This window comes from Agrobacterium sp. GW821-FHT02D03 (assembly GCF_059421725.1).
Window position 1 is genome coordinate 2,050,127 of record NZ_JBWKVN010000001.1, and the last position, 23,561, is coordinate 2,073,687.

General features: G+C 58.4%; 23 protein-coding genes. 11 read left to right on the top strand and 12 right to left on the bottom strand.

Annotated elements, in window-relative coordinates; all coding sequences use genetic code 11:
• Nucleotides 1-290 precede the first annotated feature (290 nt).
• The 4 genes from AC07U5_RS09725 to AC07U5_RS09740 all read left to right on the top strand — a co-directional run bounded on the left by AC07U5_RS09725 (nt 291) and on the right by AC07U5_RS09740 (nt 3,881).
• Nucleotides 291-1,232, top strand: a complete 942-nt coding sequence (locus AC07U5_RS09725; RefSeq protein ID WP_062425616.1) for a SurA N-terminal domain-containing protein — start codon at nt 291-293, stop codon at nt 1,230-1,232.
• 115 nt (nt 1,233-1,347) lie between these two features.
• Entirely contained in the window at nt 1,348-2,364 is a 1,017-nt protein-coding gene (gene pdxA / locus AC07U5_RS09730; protein WP_494722877.1) for a 4-hydroxythreonine-4-phosphate dehydrogenase PdxA, read from the top strand.
• Nucleotides 2,364-3,194 carry a 16S rRNA (adenine(1518)-N(6)/adenine(1519)-N(6))-dimethyltransferase RsmA gene (gene rsmA / locus AC07U5_RS09735; protein WP_494722878.1) on the top strand — a complete coding sequence of 277 codons (831 nt, stop codon included), beginning with the start codon at nt 2,364-2,366 and terminating at the stop codon, nt 3,192-3,194. Before pdxA ends, rsmA begins: the two co-directional genes overlap by 1 nt.
• Nucleotides 3,195-3,257: 63 nt before the next feature.
• Complete coding sequence (locus tag AC07U5_RS09740) at nt 3,258-3,881, top strand: alpha/beta hydrolase (RefSeq protein WP_494722879.1); 624 nt, start codon at nt 3,258-3,260, stop codon at nt 3,879-3,881.
• Here AC07U5_RS09740 and gmk read toward each other — a convergent pair whose 3' ends face one another.
• The 7 genes from gmk to fabD form a co-directional block, all read right to left on the bottom strand.
• Nucleotides 3,882-4,544, bottom strand: coding sequence for a guanylate kinase (gene gmk / locus AC07U5_RS09745; RefSeq protein ID WP_062425619.1), 663 nt, complete (start codon nt 4,542-4,544; stop codon nt 3,882-3,884).
• 5 nt (nt 4,545-4,549) lie between these two features.
• The gene (locus AC07U5_RS09750; protein WP_494722880.1) at nt 4,550-5,437 is read right to left on the bottom strand and encodes a YicC/YloC family endoribonuclease; all 888 of its coding nucleotides are present in this window, start codon (nt 5,435-5,437) and stop codon (nt 4,550-4,552) included.
• Nucleotides 5,438-5,491: 54 nt separating this feature from the next.
• A complete protein-coding gene (gene mltG / locus AC07U5_RS09755) occupies nt 5,492-6,709 on the bottom strand; it encodes an endolytic transglycosylase MltG (protein WP_062425621.1) in 1,218 nt (405 codons plus the stop codon).
• Between the two features lie 310 nt (nt 6,710-7,019).
• A complete protein-coding gene (fabF, locus tag AC07U5_RS09760) occupies nt 7,020-8,282 on the bottom strand; it encodes a beta-ketoacyl-ACP synthase II (RefSeq protein WP_494723280.1) in 1,263 nt (420 codons plus the stop codon).
• Nucleotides 8,283-8,447: 165 nt separating this feature from the next.
• Complete coding sequence (locus AC07U5_RS09765) at nt 8,448-8,684, bottom strand: acyl carrier protein (protein ID WP_027675866.1); 237 nt, start codon at nt 8,682-8,684, stop codon at nt 8,448-8,450.
• 383 nt (nt 8,685-9,067) lie between these two features.
• On the bottom strand, nt 9,068-9,805 hold the full coding sequence (gene fabG, locus AC07U5_RS09770; RefSeq protein ID WP_062425623.1) for a 3-oxoacyl-[acyl-carrier-protein] reductase: 738 nt from the start codon (nt 9,803-9,805) through the stop codon (nt 9,068-9,070).
• 31 nt (nt 9,806-9,836) lie between these two features.
• Nucleotides 9,837-10,781 (bottom strand): ACP S-malonyltransferase, encoded by a 945-nt coding sequence (gene fabD / locus AC07U5_RS09775; protein WP_494722881.1) that lies wholly within the window; start codon nt 10,779-10,781, stop codon nt 9,837-9,839.
• A gap of 226 nt (nt 10,782-11,007) precedes the next feature.
• Between fabD and AC07U5_RS09780 the strand changes: the two genes are divergently transcribed.
• From AC07U5_RS09780 to rplI, 5 genes are all read left to right on the top strand, one after another.
• A complete protein-coding gene (locus AC07U5_RS09780; RefSeq protein ID WP_494722882.1) occupies nt 11,008-12,051 on the top strand; it encodes an aldo/keto reductase in 1,044 nt (347 codons plus the stop codon).
• 288 nt (nt 12,052-12,339) lie between these two features.
• Nucleotides 12,340-12,777 carry a 30S ribosomal protein S6 gene (gene rpsF / locus AC07U5_RS09785; RefSeq protein ID WP_062425625.1) on the top strand — a complete coding sequence of 146 codons (438 nt, stop codon included), beginning with the start codon at nt 12,340-12,342 and terminating at the stop codon, nt 12,775-12,777.
• A 12-nt stretch (nt 12,778-12,789) separates the two neighbouring features.
• Nucleotides 12,790-13,038, top strand: a complete 249-nt coding sequence (rpsR, locus tag AC07U5_RS09790) for a 30S ribosomal protein S18 (RefSeq protein WP_003502063.1) — start codon at nt 12,790-12,792, stop codon at nt 13,036-13,038.
• A gap of 189 nt (nt 13,039-13,227) precedes the next feature.
• The gene (locus tag AC07U5_RS09795; RefSeq protein WP_112359601.1) at nt 13,228-14,205 is read left to right on the top strand and encodes a DUF2232 domain-containing protein; all 978 of its coding nucleotides are present in this window, start codon (nt 13,228-13,230) and stop codon (nt 14,203-14,205) included.
• Between the two features lie 15 nt (nt 14,206-14,220).
• Nucleotides 14,221-14,796, top strand: a complete 576-nt coding sequence (gene rplI / locus AC07U5_RS09800; protein ID WP_062425627.1) for a 50S ribosomal protein L9 — start codon at nt 14,221-14,223, stop codon at nt 14,794-14,796.
• Between the two features lie 76 nt (nt 14,797-14,872).
• On the opposite strand, the gene AC07U5_RS09805 is transcribed toward rplI, so the two are convergent.
• Entirely contained in the window at nt 14,873-15,796 is a 924-nt protein-coding gene (locus tag AC07U5_RS09805; protein WP_494722883.1) for a DMT family transporter, read from the bottom strand.
• A gap of 121 nt (nt 15,797-15,917) precedes the next feature.
• On the opposite strand from AC07U5_RS09805, the gene AC07U5_RS09810 reads away from it, so the two are divergent.
• Nucleotides 15,918-16,655, top strand: a complete 738-nt coding sequence (locus AC07U5_RS09810) for an ArsR/SmtB family transcription factor (RefSeq protein ID WP_494722884.1) — start codon at nt 15,918-15,920, stop codon at nt 16,653-16,655.
• A 57-nt stretch (nt 16,656-16,712) separates the two neighbouring features.
• Here the strand turns inward: AC07U5_RS09810 and AC07U5_RS09815 are convergent, their stop codons facing one another.
• Genes AC07U5_RS09815 through AC07U5_RS09825 form a run of 3 tightly spaced genes read right to left on the bottom strand, consistent with a single transcriptional unit; the run spans nt 16,713 to nt 19,957 of the window.
• Nucleotides 16,713-17,780, bottom strand: a complete 1,068-nt coding sequence (locus AC07U5_RS09815) for an HlyD family secretion protein (protein ID WP_062437934.1) — start codon at nt 17,778-17,780, stop codon at nt 16,713-16,715.
• An 18-nt stretch (nt 17,781-17,798) separates the two neighbouring features.
• The gene (locus tag AC07U5_RS09820) at nt 17,799-19,469 is read right to left on the bottom strand and encodes an MFS transporter (protein ID WP_494723281.1); all 1,671 of its coding nucleotides are present in this window, start codon (nt 19,467-19,469) and stop codon (nt 17,799-17,801) included.
• A 32-nt stretch (nt 19,470-19,501) separates the two neighbouring features.
• A complete protein-coding gene (locus tag AC07U5_RS09825; RefSeq protein WP_494722885.1) occupies nt 19,502-19,957 on the bottom strand; it encodes a MarR family winged helix-turn-helix transcriptional regulator in 456 nt (151 codons plus the stop codon).
• A gap of 320 nt (nt 19,958-20,277) precedes the next feature.
• Here AC07U5_RS09825 and AC07U5_RS09830 point away from each other — a divergent pair, with 320 nt between their 5' ends.
• On the top strand, nt 20,278-21,774 hold the full coding sequence (locus AC07U5_RS09830; RefSeq protein ID WP_062425631.1) for a replicative DNA helicase: 1,497 nt from the start codon (nt 20,278-20,280) through the stop codon (nt 21,772-21,774).
• Between the two features lie 45 nt (nt 21,775-21,819).
• Here the strand turns inward: AC07U5_RS09830 and AC07U5_RS09835 are convergent, their stop codons facing one another.
• On the bottom strand, nt 21,820-23,523 hold the full coding sequence (locus AC07U5_RS09835; RefSeq protein ID WP_494722886.1) for an ABC transporter ATP-binding protein: 1,704 nt from the start codon (nt 23,521-23,523) through the stop codon (nt 21,820-21,822).
• Nucleotides 23,524-23,561: the final 38 nt, after the last annotated feature.

The following is a 23,561-nucleotide window of genomic DNA, read 5'->3' on the forward strand; positions in this document are numbered from 1 at the left end:
CCCGCCGTTTTCATTTGCAGCGACACCTCCACCGGGTGTGGCGCTCGATATGATGTGATCGACAGACTGCCGTTAAGGTCACGCTTTTGCCGCAGATATCGACGATCTGGTTGTGACGGACGATTGCGGTGGTAATCATTCCAGTGGTATACACGGGCGCGTTCATATTTAGGATCGCGGAAGAAGGCGAAGCATCACCGTGAGGTGAGCGTACAAGCTTCATGCCGCGAGAGTTTCAAAAGCAATGCCGTGGAACCGGTCCACTGGCTTGCCGAGAGGGAGAGACCAGGATGAACTTCGGAAAGAAGGCGATGCGCAGCGTCGCGTTTGCCTTTGCGATCTTCGCAGTTCCCATGATTGTCGCGCCGCAGGCGAATGTCGCTTTTGCCGACAGCGCGGTGAAGATCGTCGTCAACAAGACACCGATCACCTCTGACGATATTGCACGCCGCGTGGCTTTCCTGAAGCTGCAGCGCCAGTCGGGCAATCTCAACGAGAAGGCCCGCGAACAGCTGATCGAGGAGGCTTTGAAGCGCGAGGAAATCGCCCGCGTCAAGGCTTCGGTCAGCACCGCAGATGTCGATGCCGCCTTCGGCCGCTTTGCTGCCAGCAACAAGTTGACGAAAGACCAACTGACCAAGGTGCTGACACAGGCTGGCGTGGGTGCCGACCACTTCAAATCCTTCATCGCCATACAGATGAGCTGGCCACGCCTGGTCAATGCGCGCTATGGCGGCAAGAACCGCATGTCGACACAGGACTTCATCACGCGCCTCAAGGAGCGCGGCCAGAAGCCTGTGACGTCGGAATACTTCTTGCAGCAGATTATTTTCGTCGTACCGGAATCGAAGAAGTCCATCATCGGCAAACGCAAGAGCGAAGCGGAAGCGTCCCGCAAGCGCTATCCGGGCTGCGAGCAGGCAAAGACCTTCGCAGCCACCATGCTGGATGTTTCGATCAAGGACCTTGGCCGGATTCTCGAACCGGAACTTCCCACAGAGTGGAAGGACCTGGTTACCAAGACGCCTGAGGGCGGCACCACCGCCACGCGCGTGACCGAGAAGGGCGTCGAGTATCTGGCTGTCTGCAAGAAGCAGCAGGTTTCCGATGACTATGCGGCGGAAGTTGTCTTTCGTGCCGAAGACCTGAGCAAGGCGGAAAAGGGTGAGAACCCGAACGAGAAGAAGTATCTGGACGAGCTTCGCAGCAAGGCACAGATCACTCAAACCTGATCCTGGTGCGGCACCCAGATGCGGTGCCGCTATGGTTTCCGAGATATCAAAATGCCGCTGATCGGCAGGGTCGCACCTTTCGAGACCAGCGCAACAGGTGAAAGATCCGAACGTCGTGACGTCGCTTGAACTGCCTCTCGCTTTGACACAGGGCGATCCCGCCGGCATCGGTCCCGATATCGCGCTTGCAGCCTGGGCAAGACGTGATGAACTCAACGTTCCGCCATTTCTCTTCGTCGGTGATCCAGACGTGCTGACGAGCCGGGCAAATATTCTTGGCATTCCGGTCAACATCGCCACCTGCGAGGCTGAAGAAGCGGTTTCTGCATTCACCACCGGCCTGCCCGTTTTACCTGTTCCTGTCGGTTTTGACGTACAGGCAGGCCAACCTCATGTCGGCACAGCCATCTCCACCATCAAAGCCATCGAGGCCGCTGTCTCGTTGACGATGGTGCGAAAAGCGGCTGCCGTCGTTACCAATCCGATCGCCAAAGCCGTGCTGTACGAAGCCGGCTTCGGCTTTCCAGGCCATACGGAATTTCTTGCGGATCTCGCGCTCAAGCACACAGGCCAGGCAGCGCGACCGGTGATGATGATCGCTGGGCCGAAGCTGCGTGTCGTGCCCGTGACAATCCACATTCCCATCAAGGATGTGGCATCTGCTCTGACGGAGGAGCTGATCATCGATACCTGCCGGATCGTTGCCAGCGACCTCAGAAGCAAGTTCGGCATGGATGCGCCAAGACTGGCGGTCGCTGGGCTAAACCCACATGCGGGCGAAGACGGCGCGATCGGCACAGAAGATCGCGATATCATCCATCCGGCGACCATGCAGCTGCGCAAGGATGGCATCGACGCATTCGGGCCTCTGCCGGCCGACACCATGTTCCATGATGCCGCGCGCAAGCGTTATGACGTTGCGATCTGCATGTATCACGATCAGGGCCTGATTCCGGCGAAGGCACTCGGCTTCGATGACTCGGTCAATGTGACGCTCGGCCTGCCATTCATCCGCACGTCGCCCGATCATGGCACCGCCTTCGGTATTGCCGGACAGGGTATCGCCAATTGCTCAAGCCTTGTGGCGGCGTTGAAGATGGCGGCCGCGATCGCTGCGCGGCAGGTTTCCTGATGGCAGCAATCGATGGTCTTCCGCCGCTGCGCGACGTCATCCAGCGCCACGGCCTTGATGCGAAGAAGTCGCTCGGTCAGAACTTCCTTTTCGACCTTAATCTGACGCAGAAGATTGCGCGTACCGCCGGTCCTCTGGACGGTGTTACGGTATTCGAGGTCGGACCTGGTCCAGGTGGCTTGACCCGCGCCATTCTCTCGCTTGGCGCAAAGAAGGTGATTGCCGTAGAGCGAGACAGCCGCTGTCTTCCAGCACTCGCAGAAATTGCCGATCACTATCCAGGACGGTTGGACGTGATCGACGGTGACGCGCTCAAGACCGATTTTGAAGCCCTTGTTCCCAAGGGCGAACTGGTCCGCATCATCGCCAATCTCCCCTATAACGTCGGCACCCAGCTTCTGGTCAACTGGCTTCTACCGCAGCAATGGCCGCCATTCTGGCTCTCCATGACGCTGATGTTCCAGAAGGAAGTAGGACAGCGCATTGTTGCCGAGGAAGGTGATAACCACTATGGCCGCCTCGGTGTACTCGCCGGCTGGCGCACTGTGCCGGAAATGGCTTTCGACGTGCCGCCACAAGCCTTCAGCCCACCCCCGAAGGTCACCTCGACCGTCGTGCATCTCCTGCCCAAGGAAAAGCCGCTGGCCTGCGATGTTGAGAAGCTTGAGAAGGTCACGGAAGCCGCTTTCGGCCAACGCCGCAAGATGCTGCGCCAGAGCGTGAAAAGCATCGGCGGAGAAGCCCTGCTTGAAAAGGCGGGCATCGACCCGACGAGACGCGCCGAGACGCTGTCGGTCGAAGAGTTCGTGCGGCTGGCGAACAGTTTGTAATCCTGCCACGGGCATTCCCAAGCCGACATTGATTTTGTTTTAGACCCTGCCGAGAGGGCCGCCATGAACGATGCCGGTTTCCAATACGAGCTTGCTCTCCCATCAGGAACCGCAGACTGCGTCGTGGTCCTTCTCCATGGGTCAGGACGGGATGAGGACGACCTCCTGGCATTCGGTCGGGCAGTGTTTCCCAACGCCGTTCTTTATGCCCTGCGCGGCGCTGTGCCCTGGGAAAATGGTTATGCATTTTTCCGCAGAAAGCCCGACCGGCAAATCGACGTGGACGATCTGAAAGCGCAGGCGACTAGGCTCTGCATGTTCATGGATTTTGTCATCCGTCAGACAGGCCAGACGCCGTTTCTCGTCGGCTATTCAAATGGTGCGATCATGGCGGCTGAGGTGCTGTGCCAGAATGGCAGCATGGCGCGGGGGGCCATCCTCTTGCGGCCGCTGTCGCCTAGAAGACATGAGGAACTCCCTAGCCTCTCCGGCTTTCCCGTCCTGCTGCTTGCAGCGAGGCAAGATGAAAGGCGGGCGGAGAACGACGCGCGTGATCTGGCCGACCAGTTCATTAGTGCTGGCGCGGATGTTCGTCTCGAAATGCTGGCGGGCGGCCACGGCTGGGCGGAAGACGCAGCCGATGAGAAGCTATCGCGTCAGTGGCTGGCAATTAAAGAACCGAGCTGATTAAAGCTGCGGCTCTTCCTCCAACAATCCCCTGACGAAATCGAACATGCCGTGGCGACGGTTGCGGCGGACACGTTCGGCCTTGACGATGGCTTCAACGGCCGAAAACGCGGCCTGAAGATCATCATTGAGGATCACATAGTCATAGTCGCGCCAGTGCTCGATCTCGGCGCGCGAATTGGCAAGGCGTGTGCGGATCACCTCTTCGGTGTCTTCGGCGCGGCGATGCAAGCGCGACTGCAGTTCGGTCATGGTCGGCGGCAGAATGAAGATCGACACCACGTCTGCCTGCATCTTGTCCTGAAGCTGTTCTGCGCCTTGCCAGTCGATATCGAACAGCATGTCGCGACCTTCAGACATGGCCTGCTCTACCGGCGCGCGCGGCGTTCCGTAGAAATTGCCGTGCACTTCCGCCCATTCCAGCAGTTGATCGCTGTCTCGCAGCACCTCGAATTCACGCTTGGTGATGAAGTGATAATGAATGCCTTCTATCTCGCTCTGCCGACGCTGGCGCGTCGTGACACTCACCGACAGGCTGATATTCTTGTCTCGATCCAGCAAGTTTCTGGCGATGGTGGACTTGCCCGCACCCGATGGCGAGGACATGACCAGCATCAACCCTCTGCGGGCGATATGAACGGGGGAGCTATCTGCTGGTACCATGGAGCCTACTCCAGATTTTGAACCTGTTCGCGGAATTGGTCGATCACGACTTTCAATTCGATACCAGCAGCGGTTACAGCACTGGCATTGGATTTGGAACAGATCGTATTCGACTCCCGGTTAAATTCCTGTGCAAGAAAATCGAGCTTACGCCCGATAGGACCGCCGGCGGCCAGAAGTTCCCGCGCGGCTGACACATGCGAGGTCAGCCGGTCAATCTCCTCACGCAGATCCGCCTTGGTGGCCAGCAGTGCGGCTTCCGCATAAAGGCGCTCGCGATCAAGACCTCCATTGCCATCGCCAATCAAAGCGATCTGTGCCTCCAGCCGCGCCCGGATGTGCTCCGGCTGACGGGAGGGATCGGCTTCGATCACAGACGTTAGTTGTTCGATACGGTCGATATGGGTAGAAAGCAGCGTGTAGAGCGATGCACCTTCCCTTTCGCGCATGGCTTTTAACGAAGCGACGGCCGCGGAGAATCCATCGACGATATCGGCGTTGCGGGCAGCTTGCGCATCTTCCGTTTCCTCCGGCTCGCGAAACTCCACGAGACCGCGCACGGACAGCAACGTATCGAAGCTGAGCGGCGCGTCGCTGACCACATTGCCCAGTTCCTGCTTCAAGGCCAACACCGCATCCAGCGCATCACGATTGACGACGGCCTCAAGCTTGGTCTCTGATGCAGAGACCGACAGCCCGGCCTGAATGTTACCGCGCGACAACCTTTTCGATGCGATGTCACGCAGCGCCGTCTCCAGTGCCTCCATGCCCGATGGCAGGCGCAGCCTTAGATCCAGCCCCTTGCCATTGACGGAGCGCAACTCCCAGGCCCAGCGATATCGTCCGGAGGAGCCTTCGCTGCGCGCGAAGCCCGTCATGGATTGCAATGTCATTCGAATGTCCCCCAGACCCTGGCGTGCGGCCACGCAGCCGCAGCCAGCCCTCTATTAATTCGCCGGTTTCTCTGCCTGATTGCCGCCTGGCTGACCGTCGACAACGGTTTCGGAGTTTCCGCCGCTAGCAGCCTTTTCGGCTTCGATCTTTCTCCAGCGACGGACATTGGCGTTGTGCTCGTCCAGCGTCTTGGCAAAGACATGGCCGCCTGTGCCATCGGCTACAAAGTAGAGATCGTCTGTCCGCCAGGGATTGGCGGTCGCCTCAAGCGCTGCCCGGCCCGGATTGGCGATCGGATGCGGCGGCAGGCCACGAATGATATAGGTGTTGAATGGCGTCTCTTTTTGCAGGTCCGACTGATAGATCGGCCGGTCGGATGGTTTGCCCTCACCGCCGAACAGACCGTAGATGATCGTCGGGTCGGATTGCAGACGCATGTTCTTTTTCATCCGGTTATAGAAGACGGACGCGACGTGCCCACGCTCATCATCCTTGCCGGTTTCCTTCTCGACGATGGAAGCAAGTGTGACGAATTCCTCGACGGTCTTCAGTGGCAGGTCCGGGTCGCGCCGCTGCCACAGCATGTCGACGAGCTTTGTCTGCGCCGCGCGCATCTGGCGCACGATCTCTTCCCGCTTGGTGCCGCGGGTAAAGGGATAGGTGTCCGGACGCAGGCTGCCTTCCGGTGGCAATTCGGTCGGAAGATCACCTTCGAGCACAGGGTCGGATTCAAGGCGCGCGAACATCTGTTTGACCGTCAGGCCTTCCGGGAAAGCAACTGTGTAGAGGATCGACTTCCCCGATTCCAGCAAGGACAGAATATCCTTCATCGATGCATGGGCCTTGATCTCATATTCGCCTGGCTTCGGCGTCTGACCGGCCTCCATGTAACGATCTGCCATGAGGCGGAAAATGCGTCCGTTGGAAATGGCGTCGCTTCGCTCCAGCGTATTGGCAATCTCCGCCAGACCAGCGCCATTGCGCACCGTGATGGTGGTGTTGGTCGGCAGCGGGCCCGGCTCATGAAAAGAGTGGATCATGTAGTAGAAGCCCGCGATACCCACCACGGTGACGGCCACGATCAGCGTCATCAAAAAATTCAGGAAGATCACGGTCTGGCTGTGGGCCTTGCGCGAGCGCTTCGGCGGCTCAGGCACTTTTTCAGGTCTCAGAGCCTCGGTCGGCGATTTGGGAATGATCGGTCCACCCTTGCTCTCATAGGAGCTGTCGCGGTCGTAGGGCGGCTGATTGTTCTCTCTGTTATCGCTCACCGGCGGTCCTTTTCAGTTCGGCATTACAACGGCTTATTTGAGCAGGCAATGCGGCAAAAACAGGTTCGGCAGGCTATTCTGCACTCTCAACTGGTGGACGGATCAAACACATCTTCGTTGACGAAGCGAGGTTCCTCCACCGTTCCAGTTCATCGAAGACGGACGCGCTCGCATCCTTGGTTTCGAAGAGCTGGCAGATCAGGCAATCCCGGCATGTCGCCGGGAAAGCTGAAAAACGTTCTGATCGATTCTTGGAAGGGCGGCAAGTGGCCGCCCCATGCTGACAGACTTAGAGGGTCAGTCCAGACACTCAGCCTTCGTAGCGGCGCAGGACCAGAGATGCATTCGTGCCGCCAAATCCGAAGGAGTTCGAAAGGGCCACATTGACGTCGCGCTTGCGCGCCTGGTGCGGTACCAGATCGATCGCGGTCTCGACATCGGGATTGTCGAGATTGAGCGTCGGCGGGACGATGTTGTCGCGGATGGCGAGCGTCGCGAAGATCGCTTCGATCGCGCCTGCTGCACCGAGAAGATGGCCTGTTGCCGACTTGGTGGACGACATGGAGATCTTTGAGGCGGCGTCACCCACCAGACGCTCGACCGCGCCAAGCTCGATTGTGTCGGCCATGGTGGAGGTGCCGTGGGCGTTGATGTAGTCGATGTCGGCTGGCGTCAGGCCGGCACGCTTGAGCGCCATGGCCATGCAGCGATAGGCACCTTCGCCATCTTCGGACGGAGCGGTGATGTGGTAAGCATCGCCGGAGAGACCATAGCCGACGACTTCGGCATAGATCTTCGCGCCACGTGCCTTTGCATGTTCCAGTTCTTCGAGAACGACAATGCCGGCGCCCTCGCCCATGACGAAACCGTCACGGTCGCGGTCATAGGGGCGCGACGCCTTCTGCGGATCGTCATTGTGCTGGGTGGACAGCGCCTTGCAGGCGGCAAAGCCAGCGAGCGAAATACGGCAGACGGGCGATTCAGCGCCACCTGCAACCATCACATCGGCGTCGCCAAGCGCGATCAGACGGGAAGCATCACCAATGGCGTGCGCACCGGTGGAGCATGCCGTGACGACCGAATGGTTCGGGCCACGCAGCTTGTGCCTGATGGACACCTGGCCGGAAACAAGATTGATCAGACGACCGGGAATGAAAAAGGGCGAGACGCGGCGCGGGCCTTTATCGCGAAGCGTGTAGCCTGCTTCCACGATGCCTTCGAGGCCACCGATACCGGAGCCGATCAGCACGCCGGTCATGATCTGGTCTTCATCGGTTTCGGGGTGCCAGTTGGCGTCGTTCAGCGCCATCTCGGCGGCGGCCATGCCATAGATGATGAAGGGATCGACCTTGCGCTGTTCCTTCGGCTCCATCCAGTCATCGGCATTGAAGGTGCCATCGGTGCCGTCACCGACAGGAATGCGGCAGGCAATTTTCGCGGGCAGATCTTCGACTTCGAATTCCGTGACGAGACGGGCGCCATTCTGACCGGCCAAAAGCCGCTCCCAGGTCACTTCCGTTCCACAGCCAAGGGGAGATACCATGCCGGTACCCGTGATAACGACACGTCTCAAAGTCAATTGTGCGCCCTCATAGTCCAATCATAGGTGTTTGGTATATGTCATCTTGCGTGCGACAAGCTTCATCCGGTCCAAAGAGACCGCATGATAAAATATTGGCCCGGACAGGCCGGGCCACATCGGGAAGGCTTTTGGGCCTTCCCTTGATCCATTCAAAGATTAGGCCTGAGCCTTTTCGATGAACTTGACAGCGTCGCCAACAGTCAGGATCGAGTCAGCTGCGTCGTCTGGAATTTCAACGCCGAATTCTTCTTCGAACGCCATAACCAGTTCAACGGTGTCGAGCGAGTCAGCGCCCAGGTCGTCGATGAAGCTTGCGCCTTCAACGACTTTGTCGGCGTCAACGCCAAGATGATCAACTACAATTTTCTTTACGCGTTCTGCGATATCGCTCATGTCGGTTTCCTCGACCTTTACTTTGAAAGGAATGCCCCTTCAGGCACCCTGCCCTGTTAAAACCCCCAAGCGCCCCTTTAAGGCAGGCACCGTGGGCAAACCCGTTCAACCCGGTCAAGCTAACATCGTCGCAAGAAATCGCAACGGTCGCCTGTCACTCCGGGACGACTGTTCACAGTCTTCGCCCGCTTAACATGCTTTCCTGCGGGAAAAAAGCCTTAAAATAGCGCTAACACACGCGCTCTACAGGCAATTTTCTTTTCGATACATGTCAGAAGTCGAAGTGTGCAAGCGCCACCACAGCAAGATGCAAGGCGCTTTCACCTGTTGGATCGTCCAATCACCCCTCACGAAAATCACAGCGGATTTTCATGCAGGATGGATCAGATCATGGCCATGCCGCCATTTACATGCAGCGTCTGACCGGTCATGTAACCGGCCTCGTTGGAGGCAAGATAAAGCACGGCAGAAGCGATTTCAGCGCCCGTACCCATGCGCTTCATCGGGATCGCTCCCATGATGCCTTCTTTCTGCTTGTCGTTCAGCTTGCCGGTCATCGCGCTTTCGATGAAGCCCGGCGCCACGCAGTTGACGGTCACGTTGCGCACAGCGATTTCCTGTGCCAGCGACTTGGAAAAGCCGATCATGCCGGCCTTGGAGGCGCAGTAATTCGTCTGGCCCGCATTGCCGGTGACGCCAACGATGGAGGTGATGTTGATGATGCGGCCGAAACGGCGGCGCATCATCGGGTGGGTCAGCTCACGTGTCAGGCGGAACATGGACGTCAGATTGACCTCCAGAACATTGTCCCAGTCCTCATCGCTCATGCGAACGAAAAGGCCATCCTTGGTGATGCCGGCATTGTTGACGAGGATGTCGACGCCTTCGAGTTCGGCTTCGGCCTTCTCGCCAAGTGCCTTTACCTCTGCGCGGTCAGCCAGGTTGGCCGGGAAAATCTTGACGCGCTCGCCGAGCTCTGAGGCCAATGCCTCCAGCTTTTCGACGCGGGTGCCGTGAAGGCCAACCGTGGCCCCCTGCGCATGGAGCATGCGGGCGATCTCTTCGCCGATGCCGCCGGTCGCGCCGGTAATGAGAGCCTTGCGGCCAGTCAGATCAAACATGCTGTTCGTCCTTTTATTTTTTCTCTTGAACTCAGCCGAGAAGCGTCTGAAGTGCGGCTTCGATATCCGCAGGGGAATTGACGGCAACGCCGTTGACGGTCTTGTCGATGCGGCGAGCGAGGCCCGTCAGAACCTTGCCGGAGCCGATCTCATAAAGTGTCGTCACATCATTTGCGGCAAACCACTCGACGGTTTCGCGCCAGCGAACCTGGCCTGTCACCTGCTCGACCAGCAGGGCGGCAATCTCATCGGCATCCGACACGGGTGCTGCGCGCACATTGGCGACAACCGGAACGACCGGATTGTTCTTCTGGACAGAAGCCAGCGCCTCGCGCATCGCCTCTGCGGCAGGTGCCATCAGGGCCGAGTGGAAGGGTGCGGAGACCGGCAACATGATGGCGCGCTTGGCGCCCTTTTCAGACGCAAGGGCTGCTGCCTTTTCCACGGGTGCCTTCGCGCCGGAAATGACCAACTGGCCGCCGCCATTGTCATTGGCAATCTGGCAGACGCCGCCGCTCGCTGCTTCGGCGCAAATAGCCTCCACATCGCCATGCTCGAGGCCGATGATCGCCGCCATGGCGCCCTGACCTACGGGAACGGCAGCCTGCATGGCATTGCCACGGATGCGCAGAAGACGGGTGGTATCGGCCAGCGAGAAGGTACCGGCTGCACAAAGCGCCGAATATTCGCCAAGCGAATGGCCCGCAACGTAGGATACTTTTTCAGCGAGCTTGAGGCCACGCGCTTCCAGGACGCGCATCACGGCGACAGAAACCGCCATCAGCGCCGGCTGTGCATTGGCGGTCAGCGTCAGCGTCTCTTCCGGACCATTCCACATGATGTCGGACAGTTTCTGTCCCAACGCTTCATCGACTTCCTCAAAAACGGTGCGGGCTTCTGCAAAATTCTCCGCCAGATCCTTGCCCATGCCGACAGCCTGGCTGCCTTGGCCGGGAAATGTGAATGCGATAGCCATGGAATGCGGTCCTTCTTTTTTGGCCTGTTCTCGGGCCATCCCTTCCATTGTGGGGCTTTCCATTCACATTCCGGCCCGCAAAGTCAAGGCTTTGCGCCGCTTGCGACGCCTTTGCCATCTGTTTCGCCGTCCTCTTCCACAGAGATTGAGACGGAATGTTTTTTCTTGCGCTGCGGCAATTCCGCATTACTTTCTGCCCACCTTCCAAGCAAAACGAGACATTTCCATGAAACAGAACACGTTGGGACGCACGGGCATTTCCGTGTCGGAAATCTGCCTTGGCACGATGACATGGGGCACGCAGAACACCGAGGCCGAGGCCCATGAGCAGATGGACTACGCGCTCGAGAACGGCGTGAACTTCTTCGACACCGCCGAGCTCTACCCGACGACGCCGGTCTCTGCCGAAACGCAAGGACGCACGGAAGACTATATCGGGACATGGTTCGAGAAGACCGGCAAGCGCAGCGACGTGGTTCTCGCCACCAAGGTTGCCGGCTCCGGTCGCGATTATATTCGCGGTGGGCGCGATATCGATGCCGCAGCCATTCGCGAAGCGGTCGACACCAGCCTCAATCGCCTGAAGACCGATTACATCGACCTCTACCAGATCCACTGGCCAAACCGTGGCACCTATCATTTCCGCGGGGCCTGGAGCTTCGATGCGTCCAAGCAGAACAAGGAAAAGACGCTCGAAGAATTCAACGAGAAGCTCGAAACACTGGGAGAGCTGGTAAAGGCCGGAAAGATCCGCGCCATCGGCCTTTCCAATGAAAGCGCCTGGGGCACGCAGAAATATATCGATATTGCCGAAGCAAAGGGGCTCCCGCGCGTCGCCTCCATTCAAAACGAGTACAATCTTCTCTATCGCACCTTCGACCTCGATCTGGCCGAAGTGGCCCACCACGAAGATGTGGGCCTGCTTGCCTATTCGCCGCTTGCAGGTGGCATCCTCACCGGCAAGTATCAGAACGGCGCGCGCCCGGAAGGATCGCGCGGGTCGATCAATCACGACATCGGCGGACGGCTTCAGCCTCTGCAGGAAGCGCCGGTGAAGGCCTATCTGGAACTGGCCTATGAGGCTGGTATCGATCCTGCCCAGCTCGCGATCGCATTTTGTCTTACGCGCCCCTTCATGGCGTCCGTCATCATCGGTGCAACAACAATGGAGCAGTTGAAGACGGATATTGCCGCGGCCGATGTCACGCTCTCCGACGAGGTGCTGAAGGGCATAGCCGATATCCATCGTCAGTACCCGATGGCAATCTGATCGAGGCCCTTAAACCAGGCTTTTTCGGGCAGCGCGCTTGCATTCGCAGCAAAATTCAGTATAAGCGCGCTGTTCACAACACCCGGTCTTATGGCTGGTGGCTGAACGGAGGGCTGGTTTCGATCTCGAAACAGCAGGAACCATAAGGTTTTTCCGGCCTCCCGTGTCTCCGCTCTCGACCGTCTCGAACAACGCTTTTCTTGCCTCCGGTTTTCCGATCAAGAGCAGTCGTTGAGGCTTAGCGCCGTTGCCGGGTGATGAATGAAACGCAAGAAAGGCAAAGCTTAAATGGCTCTTTACGAACACATCTTCCTTGCCCGGCAGGATATCACTGCCCAGCAGGTCGACGCACTTGTCGAACAGTACAAGGGCGTTATCGAATCGTTCGGCGGTAAAGTCGGACGCATCGAGAACTGGGGTCTGAAGTCCCTCACCTACCGCATCAAGAAGAACCGCAAGGCTCACTACGCTCTGATGGACATCGACGCTCCGGCGGCTGCTATCCACGAAATCGAGCGCCAGATGCGCATCAACGAAGACGTTCTTCGTTACATGACCATCGCTGTGGAAGCTCACGAAGAAGGCCCATCTGCCATGTTGCAGAAGCGCGACCGTGACGACCGCCCGCGCCGCGACGGCGACCGTCCTGACCGTGGCGACCGTGGTCCCCGTGATGGCGCACCGCGCGAAGACCGTCCGCGCCGTCCGCGCGAAGACCGTGCATAAGGAGAAACAATAATGGCTGACGCATCCTCTTCCCAGGCACGCCGCCCCTTCCACCGCCGTCGCAAGACGTGCCCCTTCTCCGGCGCAAACGCTCCGAAGATCGACTACAAGGACGTTCGTCTCCTGCAGCGCTACATTTCAGAGCGTGGCAAGATCGTTCCTTCGCGCATCACCGCCGTTTCCCAGAAGAAGCAGCGCGAACTCGCTCAGGCGATCAAGCGTGCACGCTTCCTCGGCCTGCTGCCTTACGTTGTAGCGTAATTTATCTTTCGAGGCCGCGGTTTCACGCGACCTCGTTCTCCCTCTCGAAGCAAGCGACTCTCAGTCAGCCTCTTCAAGAGCTCCAATTCCTTCCGCGTTGGGCGCGGATCGACTGACACCAAACCCCATGTTGGGGACGACGTTCAAACGAACGGTCCTCTAACTGCTAAGACAAGCAGGACAGCGACGTTGAGACAATTGAACCAGACAGTGCTGATCGCCGGCATTCTTGCCGGCATATGCGCCGCGTTTCTAACGCTTGGCGCAACGGCACAGTCGTCGATGTCTTTCCTGCTCTATGCAGCTTCCGCCATGCCGGTCCTCGTTGCCGGTCTCGGCTGGGGCAATGCCGCGGCCATCGTTGCCGTTCTTTCCGCTGGGTTCCTCGGCGCACTTGCCGTCTCCCCGCTTTTTGCCGTGACGATCGCGATCTTTACACTGATCCCGGCTGGCTGGCTGTCTCACCTCGCAAACCTCGCGCGGCCTGCGGCTGAAATCGGCGGCCCTGAAGACCTGATGGCCTGGTACCCGCTGTCCGGCATCGTTCTGCATCTGTGCGGCCTGATCACGGTCTCGGTCATCATTCTCGGCACGATGATCGGCTATGGTCCCGAACTGGTTTCGCAAATGGTCGACCTGATGATGGCCTCGGTCCAGGCAAGCGAATCGACCTTCAAGCCAGATCCGGCAGCCCTTTCGCAAACGAAGTCGCTTCTGGTTCTGATGCTGCCGATGATCCAGGGCGGCCTCTGGGTTATGCTTCTGTTCGCGGCCTATTATTTTGCAAGTCGCATGGTGCGCTCCTTCGGGAAGGGTCTTCGCCCACGCGAAGATATCGCAGCCGCACTTCGCATGCATCGCAACGCGATCTTCATTTTCCTTGGAGGCATCGTCCTGACTTTCTTTGGTGGTGTTCCCGCCATGGTCGGCGCGGTTCTCTGCGGTACATTCGGCGCGGGATTCATCATGGCGGGTTACGCCTCGCTGCATCACCGTTCCAAGGGCAAGGACTGGCGGCTGCCGGTTCTTATCCTCGCATACCTTTCAGCGATCTTCATGTTTCCGCTGTTCCTCATCCTCCTCCTAGGTCTCAGCGACGTGCGCAGCACGATCTCTCTGACACCTGCGCGGAACTCCGATAAATCGAACGAAACCAACTCCAAATAAGAAAGGATCAAGAAGATGGAAGTCATTCTTCTCGAGCGTATCGCAAAGCTTGGCCAGATGGGCGAAACCGTAAAGGTTCGCGACGGCTACGCACGTAATTTCCTGCTGCCGCAGGGCAAGGCACTGCGCGCCAACGCTGCCAACAAGACCCGTTTTGAAACCGAGCGCGCAACGCTCGAAGCCCGTAACCTCGAGCGCAAGTCCGAAGCCCAGAAGGTTGCCGACGCACTCGAAGGCAAGAGCTTCATCGTCGTTCGTTCCGCTGGCGAAACCGGTCAGCTCTACGGTTCTGTTGCTGCCCGTGACGTCGTTGAAATCCTCGGCGCTGAAGGCTTCAACGTTGGCCGTAACCAGGTCGAACTCAACACGCCGATCAAGACCATTGGTCTGCACAACGTCACGCTTCACCTGCACTCGGAAGTCGAGCTTCAGGTTGAACTGAACGTTGCCCGTTCGGCTGAAGAAGCTGAGCGTCAGGCCAAGGGTGAAAACCTCACCTCCGCTGACGCCATCTACGGCGTTGACGAAGATGCACTTCGTCCGGAAGACTTCTTCGATCCGGAAGCTGACCGCGACGGCGACGACGACTAATATCTTGAGGCCTTTTGGCTCAAGGACAAAACCCCGGATGGCGACATCCGGGGTTTTTGTTTGGGCGTTGCGAAAACTATCCGCCTGTGGCTTTCGCCGCTGTCGTCACTCTGGTCGGCATCCGTGACGGCAGCGTCATGGCGATGACGCCAGCCAGAATACACACAAGCCCGATCATCGTGCTTGCATGCAATTGCTCACCCAGAAATATCACGCCGATCGCCACGCCTACGGGCACGCGCACATAGGCCTGCGCCGTCGTTCCGAGAGATCCAAGCGTGCGGACCAGGCGGAAGTAGATGGTAAAAGCGAGCGCGGTGGAGAATATCGAGAGCCCAATCAGGGCCGCAATCGAACGCGTTGAGGGTGCAAGCTCCCACGGGCGGTCCACCACCAGGCTGACAGGAATGAGAATGATCGCCCCGCAGATCAGCGAGGCTGCAGCGGGGATCATCGAATCGATGCCCTTGAAGTTCTTCCCGAAAATTGCCGCGCCTGCATAGAAGGCGGTGGCAAGAATGACCGCCATTTGCGCCAGCACCACATCGCCTAATCCATTCAGCGCCTGAACGCCGATCATGACCACTGTCCCAACGAGACCGATCATGACGCCGATGAGCTTCCGGCCATTCACCACCTCATGCCGGGTGATGATCGCCGTCAGCAGAAAGGTGAAGACCGGTGTCAGCGAGTTGAGAATGACGGCAAGCCCGGCATCGATGTAATGCTCTGCCCAGGCGATCAGCGTGAATGGAAGGACGCTGTTCAGCACGGCCTGGATGGCAAACATCTTCCACAGCGCTGGATCCTTTGGTAGCCGCAAGCCTCGCGAGAGAATGATAATGGTGAGAATGCTGCCGGCTATCGCGGTGCGAGCCGCAATCAGCGTCAGCGGCGGGATCGTCTCGATGCCGATCTTGATGAAAGTGTAGGAACTGCCCCACAGGCACCCCAGCAACACAAGCAGGGCAAGTTCGGGCAGCAGCTTTTTGTCGGTCATTCTGTCAGTCTCTCTGTCGAAGCGATCCCTGTTTATAGAGTTGTGTTACGATGGGAAGCTTCGGTATCGGCCGAACAATGGCCCGCTGACGAAGGCATACTCGGATGATAGTGTTTCTCCCATGACCGGTATCGCCTCCCCCATCACCATTGCCGCCATCGCCAACCTGATTGGCGATACCACGCGTGCAAACATGCTCTGCGCCCTTATGGGTGGGCAAGCGCTGACAGCAGGTGAGTTGTCCCGGGGTGCGGGTGTAACGCCGCAGACAGGCAGCGAGCATCTGGCGAAAATGGTGGACGCCAATCTTCTGACGACGGTGAAACAAGGCCGCCATCGCTACTACCGGCTTGCTTCTGCGCAGGTTGCACATGGGATCGATGCGCTGATGTCGATTGCCGCAGCTGGGCCGAAACGGCATCATCCCATCGGGCCGAAGGAAAAGGACATGCGGCTTGCCCGCAGTTGCTACGACCACATCGCAGGCCGGCTTGCTGTGGCGATGGCCGACAGTCTCAGCGGCAGGGGACACATTCTGCTTTCCGACGAAGGTGCACTGGTGACAGAACAGGGCAAGGCCTTCCTGGCGGATTTCGGCATCGGTCTCAACGATGGCACCCGGTCGAAGCGACCGCTTTGCCGCACGTGCCTGGACTGGAGCGAGAGACGGCACCACATTGCGGGACACGTCGGTACTGCGCTTTTTCAGCGCACACTCGATCTTGGCTGGGTGACGCGCCGGACCGATAGCCGCGCGTTGAGGATCACGCCTGCCGGCGACAAAGGATTTCGAGAAATCTTCTGCCTGCCTGCTGAGTGGCGGGAAGGCCGAGAGGACGCGACCAGATCAACAAGATAAAGCCCTCCACGTCTCGATTTGAGCTGAAAGGCTTGAACGTGAAAGGCTTGCCTAAGACTACTTGGCCGCCGCTTGTTCAGCCACGGGCGCCTTGCTCGTATCGACGCGCACCACCACGGACAGTCCGGGAGACAGTTCCGTCGCGGCCGGCTGATCCGGATCGATCGACACGCGTACGCCGATTCTCTGCGCGATCTTGACGAAATTGCCCGTCGCATTGTCCGGCTTGATCACCGCAAATTCTGAACCCGCGGCGGGCGAGAAACGCTCGACCCTGCCCTTCAATTTGCGATGATGCAGCGCATCGACAGAAATCGAGACAGGCTGCCCGACTTCCATACCTGCAAGCTGGGTTTCCTTGAAGTTTGCAACGACCCAGACCTCATGCGGCACGACCGCCATCAACTGGCTGCCAGCGGCGACATATTGGCCGACACGCGCGCCAACCTCACCCAGTTCGCCATCGCGTGGGGCCCTGATCTCCGTATTTTGCAGATCGATCCGGGCGAGTTCGACCGCGGCTTGGGCATTGGCGACGGCGGCCTGAAGTGAGCTGCGGTTGACGATGATGGTCTGTAAATCCTGACGCGCGACTTCGAGTGCTGCCTTGGCCTGCGACAGCCCGGCACGGGACTTTTCGAGATTGGCTTGCGCTTCTTCCTGAAGACTTGAAGTGCCGACACCGCTACGGATCAGGTTGTCCTGACGGTCGGCAGCAAGCTGCGCCTGTTTCAAGGACGCTTCGGCACTATCCACCGCGGCCTGGCTGGACGCGATATTGGCGCGGGCAGCGTTTTCCTGCTGGCGGGAATTATCCGAGGCTGCCGTCTGGCCGGCGAGTGTGGCCTCGGCCTGGGCCAGTCTTTGGCGGAAGATGCGGTCATCGATCTTGACCAGCAGGTCACCCTGCTTGACCTCCTGATAATCCTTGACCGGGACATCCACGACGTAGCCGCTGACCTGTGGACTCATTGTGGTGACGTAGCCGCGTACATAGGCATTGTCGGTCATTTCGACATGGCTGGAAAAGGGTGGCAGGCGCCAGGCATAGAGAACCAGCGCTACCCCGGCGATGCCGCCGAGAAGAACGATAAGAGTAACGGGTGTGAAAATCTTTTTTAGCATTTTTGGGTCTCTGAAGGATCAGGATTGGGAAACGGCGGCGGCGCTCTCGCCGCCCGTCATCAATGGTTTGATGCGTAGCCACGCTAAGTGAAGGAGCAGCATCACGAGAGCGGCGGCGGCGCAGACGGCGATCAGCAGGAATGTGTCGTTGTAAGCCAGGATATAGGCCTCTCTCGACACCTGCTGGGCAAGAAGGGTCACGCCCTCCGCCCGTAATAGCGTCGGATCGGTAAGCACATGGCTGTAGGCACCGGAAAGCTGGCTGATGCGCTGCGCGACCTGCGGATTTTGCAGAAGGATGCTTTCCACCAGGATGTTGGAGTGGAATTTTTCCCTCAACGTCACGAAGGAGCCCAATAGGCCTGTCGTCAGCATCGATCCGGTAATCTGGGTGAACAGGAAGATGGTGATGAAATTGACGAGATAGGGCGGGCCTTTCGCCAGTGCGGCACCAAAGCCCTTCGCCATCACCGGCGGCAGGAACATGGCAGCACCGAAGGCGATCATCGCCTGGCTCAGATACATTTGTTCGGGACGCGTCAGGTTCGTCGATGTGCTGTCCATGAACGCGCCAAGCGCGATACAGGACAGCGCGATAACGTGCGCAGTCTCGACATATTTCGTCAGCATCAGCAAAGCACAGGTCGCGCCGCCAAGCACAGTTGCCAGAATGATGAGACCGTAAAGGCCCGTGGTCTGGTCATTGAGGATGCCGAGTTGCTGATAGAGGCTGACAGCTGTGGAAGACTGTTCCGACGAGACGGCGCGATAGACCAGCAGGACTGCGATAAGATGCAGATTGGTGCGCGAGAAGATCCAGCGCAGATCGAGCATCGGGTTCTTGCGTGGCAATTCGATCATTGTCATCACGGTCAACAGGGTGATCGAGGTTGCCAGCAGAACGCCGAGCCACCAGGTCTCGAACCACCAGTAAAAACGGCCAAGCGTCAGGAACACGGCAAGGCAGCCAAGCCCACCGGCAAACAGCAGGTAGCTTAAGATATCCAGGCGCTCGATGACCTTGACCCGGGGTGGTGCTGTCAATGGCAGAAGATAAATGATGGGCAGAACCGCAAGCGCCAAACCCACTTCCATGCTGTAGAGCGCGTGCCAGCCATCGATCTGCAAGAGAGGTGGCGAGACGATACGGGCTATGGGCGCAGCCAGAAGCGTTCCTGTAAGCGCGATGCTGAGGCCAAGCGTTAGCTTGCGTTGCACCGGGAAGGCTTCAAGGATGTAAAGAAAGCCAAGCGAGGAAAGTGGTGCGGCCGCCATGCCGCTGACGAAGCGCACGACGATGGCGGAGTGCAAATCCGTGACGAAGAGGTTGAGACACGACGCCAGGACGAAAGCGATGATGCTGATTTCCGCGAACGGCCGTAGGCCATATTGCTGGCGCACCTTGAAGAGCGCAATCGAGAAGGTGGCATAAGGCGCCATATAGGCGGCCGACAGCCCCGCGACTTCCGCCACCGTGCCGGAAAACTCGCCCTGTAGCTGATACAGATTGGCCATGACGATGTTCATACCCATTCCCTGGGTGATGAAGAAGGCAAGACCGGCGGCGATATACATCAGCTTTTCGCGAAGCGGCTTTTCCGCAGGCTGCGTTGGCGGCACCGGTGCAGCCTCCTCCGGCGCAGGCGCTGTCGCTGCGGGCGAAGCGGCTTGCTCACCTGCGTCATCCATAGGCGCGTCGCGCGTGCTCGTTATGGCAGTGCTCACGGCGTCACCTCTTCTTCCGAGAGTTTCTGTAGATTGCCCGTCAGGCGTCTCACCACGTTCAGCGCCACGCGGATCTCATCGGTCGAGATATCCAGCGCGATCTCGGCTCGCATGGCTTTTGCCTGCGCATCCACATCTTCGAATGTCTGCAGTCCGGCGGGTGTCATGTGAATTCGTTTCGCCCTCCGGTCGATCTCATCAGAACGCCGTTCGATGAGCTTTTGTTTCTCCATGGCATCCAATAGCCGCACGAGCGTCGGCGTTTCGATTTCCAGCTCCTCAGCAAGCTCCTTTTGCGTCAACGAACCCCTCCTCGACAGCGCAAACAATGTCCGCGCGCGTGCCAGCGTCAAGCCTCTCTCAGCAACGCGGGCGTCGAAGAAAGAGCGGAGCTTGCGATTGAAGGCCGCCATCTCATCGAAAAGCTGTTCTTTCTCAGTAATGCGGGACAACGTAATTAGACCTTATAATTAGGTAGCTACTTATTTTGTTCCTATCTATTTCGATCCTTGCTAAATTTCAAGTGTCTTTGGTGGATCGGAGCCATGCCTTAAAATCATGGCGGAGGATGCGTGATTCGCTCGGCGCTTAAGACGTCAGCCGAATCATCCTGTGGATTAATGGGGACAACCCGTTATGTTGGGCCCCCCGCCTCTCTTTAGGTAAAGTGAGGTGCGAGTGTTGCCTTCAGGTCATTGACGGCCACGCCTCCAGGCTTCAAACCGGCAGGCTTGCAGAAGAGAAGATAAGGCTAAAGGGAGATCACGAGACCATGAATGACGCCGTGAGAAAGATCACCCCAGCGCCCGCCGCCGAACCGCTTTACCGCGAGGCGCCCAACAACATTGAGGCCGAGCAGGCGCTGCTGGGCGCCATCCTCGTCAATAACGATGCCTATTATCGCGTGTCGGACTTTTTGAAGCCGGTGCATCTTTATGAGCCCCTGCACCGCAAGATTTTCGAAGTCGCGGGCGATATCATCCGCATGGGCAAGACGGCCAACCCCGTCACCATCAAGACCTTCCTTCCGGCAGATGATAAGGTCGGCGACCTGACCGTTGCCCAGTATCTGGCGCGTCTTGCTGCCGAAGCGGTTTCGATCATCAATGCCGAGGATTACGGCCGTGCGATCTATGACCTGGCGCTTCGCCGCGCGCTGATTCAAATCGGCGAGGATGTCGTCAACATCGCCTATGACGCGCCGCTCGACATGCCGCCGCAGGCGCAGATCGAAGACACCGAGCGCCGTCTTTTCGAACTTGCCGAGACGGGCCGATATGATGGCGGCTTCCAGTCGTTCAACGATGCGGTGGCGCTCGCCATCGACATGGCCGGCGCTGCCTTCGAGCGCGACGGCAATCTCTCCGGTATTTCCACCGGCATCCATTCGCTCGATGCCCGCATGGGTGGCCTGCAGCGATCGGACTTGATCGTGCTTGCCGGACGTCCAGGCATGGGCAAGACCTCACTTGCCACCAACATCGCCTACAACATCGCGGCAGCCTACGAGCAGGAAGTGCAGCCGGACGGTACCTACAAGGCCAAGAATGGCGGCGTCGTCGGGTTCTACTCACTCGAAATGTCGTCCGAACAGCTCGCAACCCGTATCATCTCGGAGCAGACGGAGGTTTCGTCCTCGAAAATCCGCCGTGGTGACATCACCGAAGCCGATTTCGAAAAACTCGTCGCCTGCAGCCAGATGATGCAAAAGGTACCGCTATATATCGACCAGACCGGTGGTATCTCGATTGCGCAGCTTGCCGCTCGCGCGCGCCGTCTGAAGCGTCAGCGCGGTCTTGATGTTCTGGTGGTCGACTACGTTCAGCTGATGACCGGCTCCGGCAAGGGCGGCGAAAACCGCGTGCAGGAAATCACCCAGATCACCACCGGTCTGAAAGCGCTCGGCAAGGAACTCAACGTTCCGATCATCGCGCTCTCACAGCTCTCCCGTGCGGTGGAAAGCCGCGAAGACAAGCGCCCGCAGCTCTCCGACCTTCGTGAATCGGGCTCCATCGAGCAGGACGCCGACGTGGTGCTCTTCGTGTTCCGTGAGGAATACTATGTGAAGAACATGGAGCCGCGCGATCCCGCAGACCCGAAATATGCCGAGTGGGAATCGCTGTTCGACAAGGTCAAGGGCACGGCCGACGTCATCATCGCCAAGCAGCGTCACGGACCGACCGGTACGGTGAAGCTCGCATTCCAGGCCGAGTTCACCCGCTTTGCGGATCTGGCCGATCCATCCTTCAGCCAGTATGAAGAGCACTAACAGTCCCTCCGCCTCATGTTTCTGCAGAGATGAGGCGGAGTCTTTTCAAGGGGATAGCGGCGGCGGTTCAGAAACTGAATCGCCCGCCTCAACCGCTTTCAAGGCAATGACCTGATCCTGCGGCCGAATGGAACTCTGGCGGTGTGTGATGGCGATAATCGTGAGATCTCCGTCCAGCTTGCGGAGCTGATCCATGATCTCACGCTCGGTTTCTTCATCGAGGGCAGAGCTTGCTTCGTCGAGAAGCAGGATTGACGGCGCGCCGTAGAGCGCGCGCGCAATCGCTATACGCTGGCGCTCACCACCGGATAGTTTCAGCCCCCTCTCCCCAACAATTGTGTCGAAGCCATCCGCCATTCCTTCAATGCGCTTCAAGATGGCAGCTTGGTCCGCGACCTTGCGCAAGCGCTCTTCATCATGCGGGCGACCGAGAGCGATATTGGTGCGCAGGCTGTCATTAAGGAGTTGAATCTCCTGCGGCACAATGCCGACCACCGCGTACCAACTGCTTTTGCCGACCTCGCCTAGCTCCACACCATCGACGAGGATGCGACCCTCCTGTGGCGTCATCGTCTTTTGCAGGAGCTTGAACAGGGTGGACTTACCGGAACCAGTTTCGCCGGTAATGAAGGTCAGACGTTCCCGTGAGGCGGTGAAAGAAACGTTATTGACGCCACGGCCATTGTCGTAACGGAAGCCGACATTTTGAAGTTCGACGTTCTGTACGAGCGCAGGTGCAGGCTTGGCTCCTAGCTCCTCCCGCTCCTCCCGCTCCTCCGGCGCCATCCACATACGGGCGCAGGGCATGAAGCGGGCAAGCGACCGCATGGCTTCGCTGACCGATTGCCCTATCATCTCAAAAGGCGTGTTGAGTTGAAGAAGTAACGTGTTGAACAGAACGATATCGCCGACGGAAATGAGGCCTTGCTGATAGCGCGGAAGGAGCAGCCAGAAGCTGAGGATAAGTTGAACGCAAAGCGCCAAAGCGATCGTTGAAACGAAAGCGATCCGTCGGAGCGAATAAAGCCGCCAGTTCTGGTAGATCGCTGTCGCATTGTCGCCGAAGCGTTGCTGCATCCATGCTGTGCTGCCAGTGTGCCGAAGAGGTTCGATCATATTCAACGCGTTGCCGACGAATGCAGCATTGTGCTGCCCGGCATCTATTGCCTGCTCCAGATAGCGATTGGTGAAGCGGTTGGAGGCAAGTGTCAGGCCGATGAAGAAGACGCCGTAACAAAGAACGATCAGAACCAGCTCCAGGCTGATCACAGCACCCATCACGATGGTGCTGAACAGGAAATTGGCCAGTCCGGGCACGAAATAGATAAGGCCAATCTGCATCAAAATCGACGCAGCGGATGCGCCCTGCATCTGCGCCTGCTGAATTTCCGCCGGATTATGGTCGGTGAAAAAGGCAGCTTGCTTGCGCGTGATTCTTTCGAAGAAGCGCGTGGTCGCCACCAGTTCCAGCCGTTCCGAATGGATCACTGCGAGATATTGCGTACAGCGCTGAATACCGGTCGCCAGGGCTGTCAGGATCGCATAGAGGGAAAATGCCACGATCCACGGACCGGCCTCTTTGGGCACGTCATCGATGATGCGCGAAAAAACATAAGGGCCGGATACTGACAACAACGCGCCTGTGAATATCGTAACGATCAGAACGACAATCGAACGCCAGGAAGTCCTCAGATCGTCCTGATATATCCGCAGCAAAGGCCGGAAGGCGATCTTGTAGTCTTTGAACAAAACGGTGCTCCCGCTTTTCACAAACTAGAAAGTCGTCG

Coding starts and splice junctions, on each gene's coding strand:
- AC07U5_RS09725 (WP_062425616.1), top strand. CDS start 291: ATGAACTTCGGAAAGAAGGCGATGCGCAGCGTCGCGTTTGCCTTTGCG.
- rsmA (WP_494722878.1), top strand. CDS start 2,364: ATGGCAGCAATCGATGGTCTTCCGCCGCTGCGCGACGTCATCCAGCGC.
- AC07U5_RS09740 (WP_494722879.1), top strand. CDS start 3,258: ATGAACGATGCCGGTTTCCAATACGAGCTTGCTCTCCCATCAGGAACC.
- gmk (WP_062425619.1), bottom strand. CDS start 4,544: ATGGTACCAGCAGATAGCTCCCCCGTTCATATCGCCCGCAGAGGGTTG.
- AC07U5_RS09750 (WP_494722880.1), bottom strand. CDS start 5,437: ATGACATTGCAATCCATGACGGGCTTCGCGCGCAGCGAAGGCTCCTCC.
- AC07U5_RS09765 (WP_027675866.1), bottom strand. CDS start 8,684: ATGAGCGATATCGCAGAACGCGTAAAGAAAATTGTAGTTGATCATCTT.
- fabG (WP_062425623.1), bottom strand. CDS start 9,805: ATGTTTGATCTGACTGGCCGCAAGGCTCTCATTACCGGCGCGACCGGC.
- fabD (WP_494722881.1), bottom strand. CDS start 10,781: ATGGCTATCGCATTCACATTTCCCGGCCAAGGCAGCCAGGCTGTCGGC.
- AC07U5_RS09780 (WP_494722882.1), top strand. CDS start 11,008: ATGAAACAGAACACGTTGGGACGCACGGGCATTTCCGTGTCGGAAATC.
- rpsF (WP_062425625.1), top strand. CDS start 12,340: ATGGCTCTTTACGAACACATCTTCCTTGCCCGGCAGGATATCACTGCC.
- rpsR (WP_003502063.1), top strand. CDS start 12,790: ATGGCTGACGCATCCTCTTCCCAGGCACGCCGCCCCTTCCACCGCCGT.
- rplI (WP_062425627.1), top strand. CDS start 14,221: ATGGAAGTCATTCTTCTCGAGCGTATCGCAAAGCTTGGCCAGATGGGC.
- AC07U5_RS09805 (WP_494722883.1), bottom strand. CDS start 15,796: ATGACCGACAAAAAGCTGCTGCCCGAACTTGCCCTGCTTGTGTTGCTG.
- AC07U5_RS09810 (WP_494722884.1), top strand. CDS start 15,918: ATGACCGGTATCGCCTCCCCCATCACCATTGCCGCCATCGCCAACCTG.
- AC07U5_RS09815 (WP_062437934.1), bottom strand. CDS start 17,780: ATGCTAAAAAAGATTTTCACACCCGTTACTCTTATCGTTCTTCTCGGC.
- AC07U5_RS09820 (WP_494723281.1), bottom strand. CDS start 19,469: ATGGATGACGCAGGTGAGCAAGCCGCTTCGCCCGCAGCGACAGCGCCT.
- AC07U5_RS09830 (WP_062425631.1), top strand. CDS start 20,278: ATGAATGACGCCGTGAGAAAGATCACCCCAGCGCCCGCCGCCGAACCG.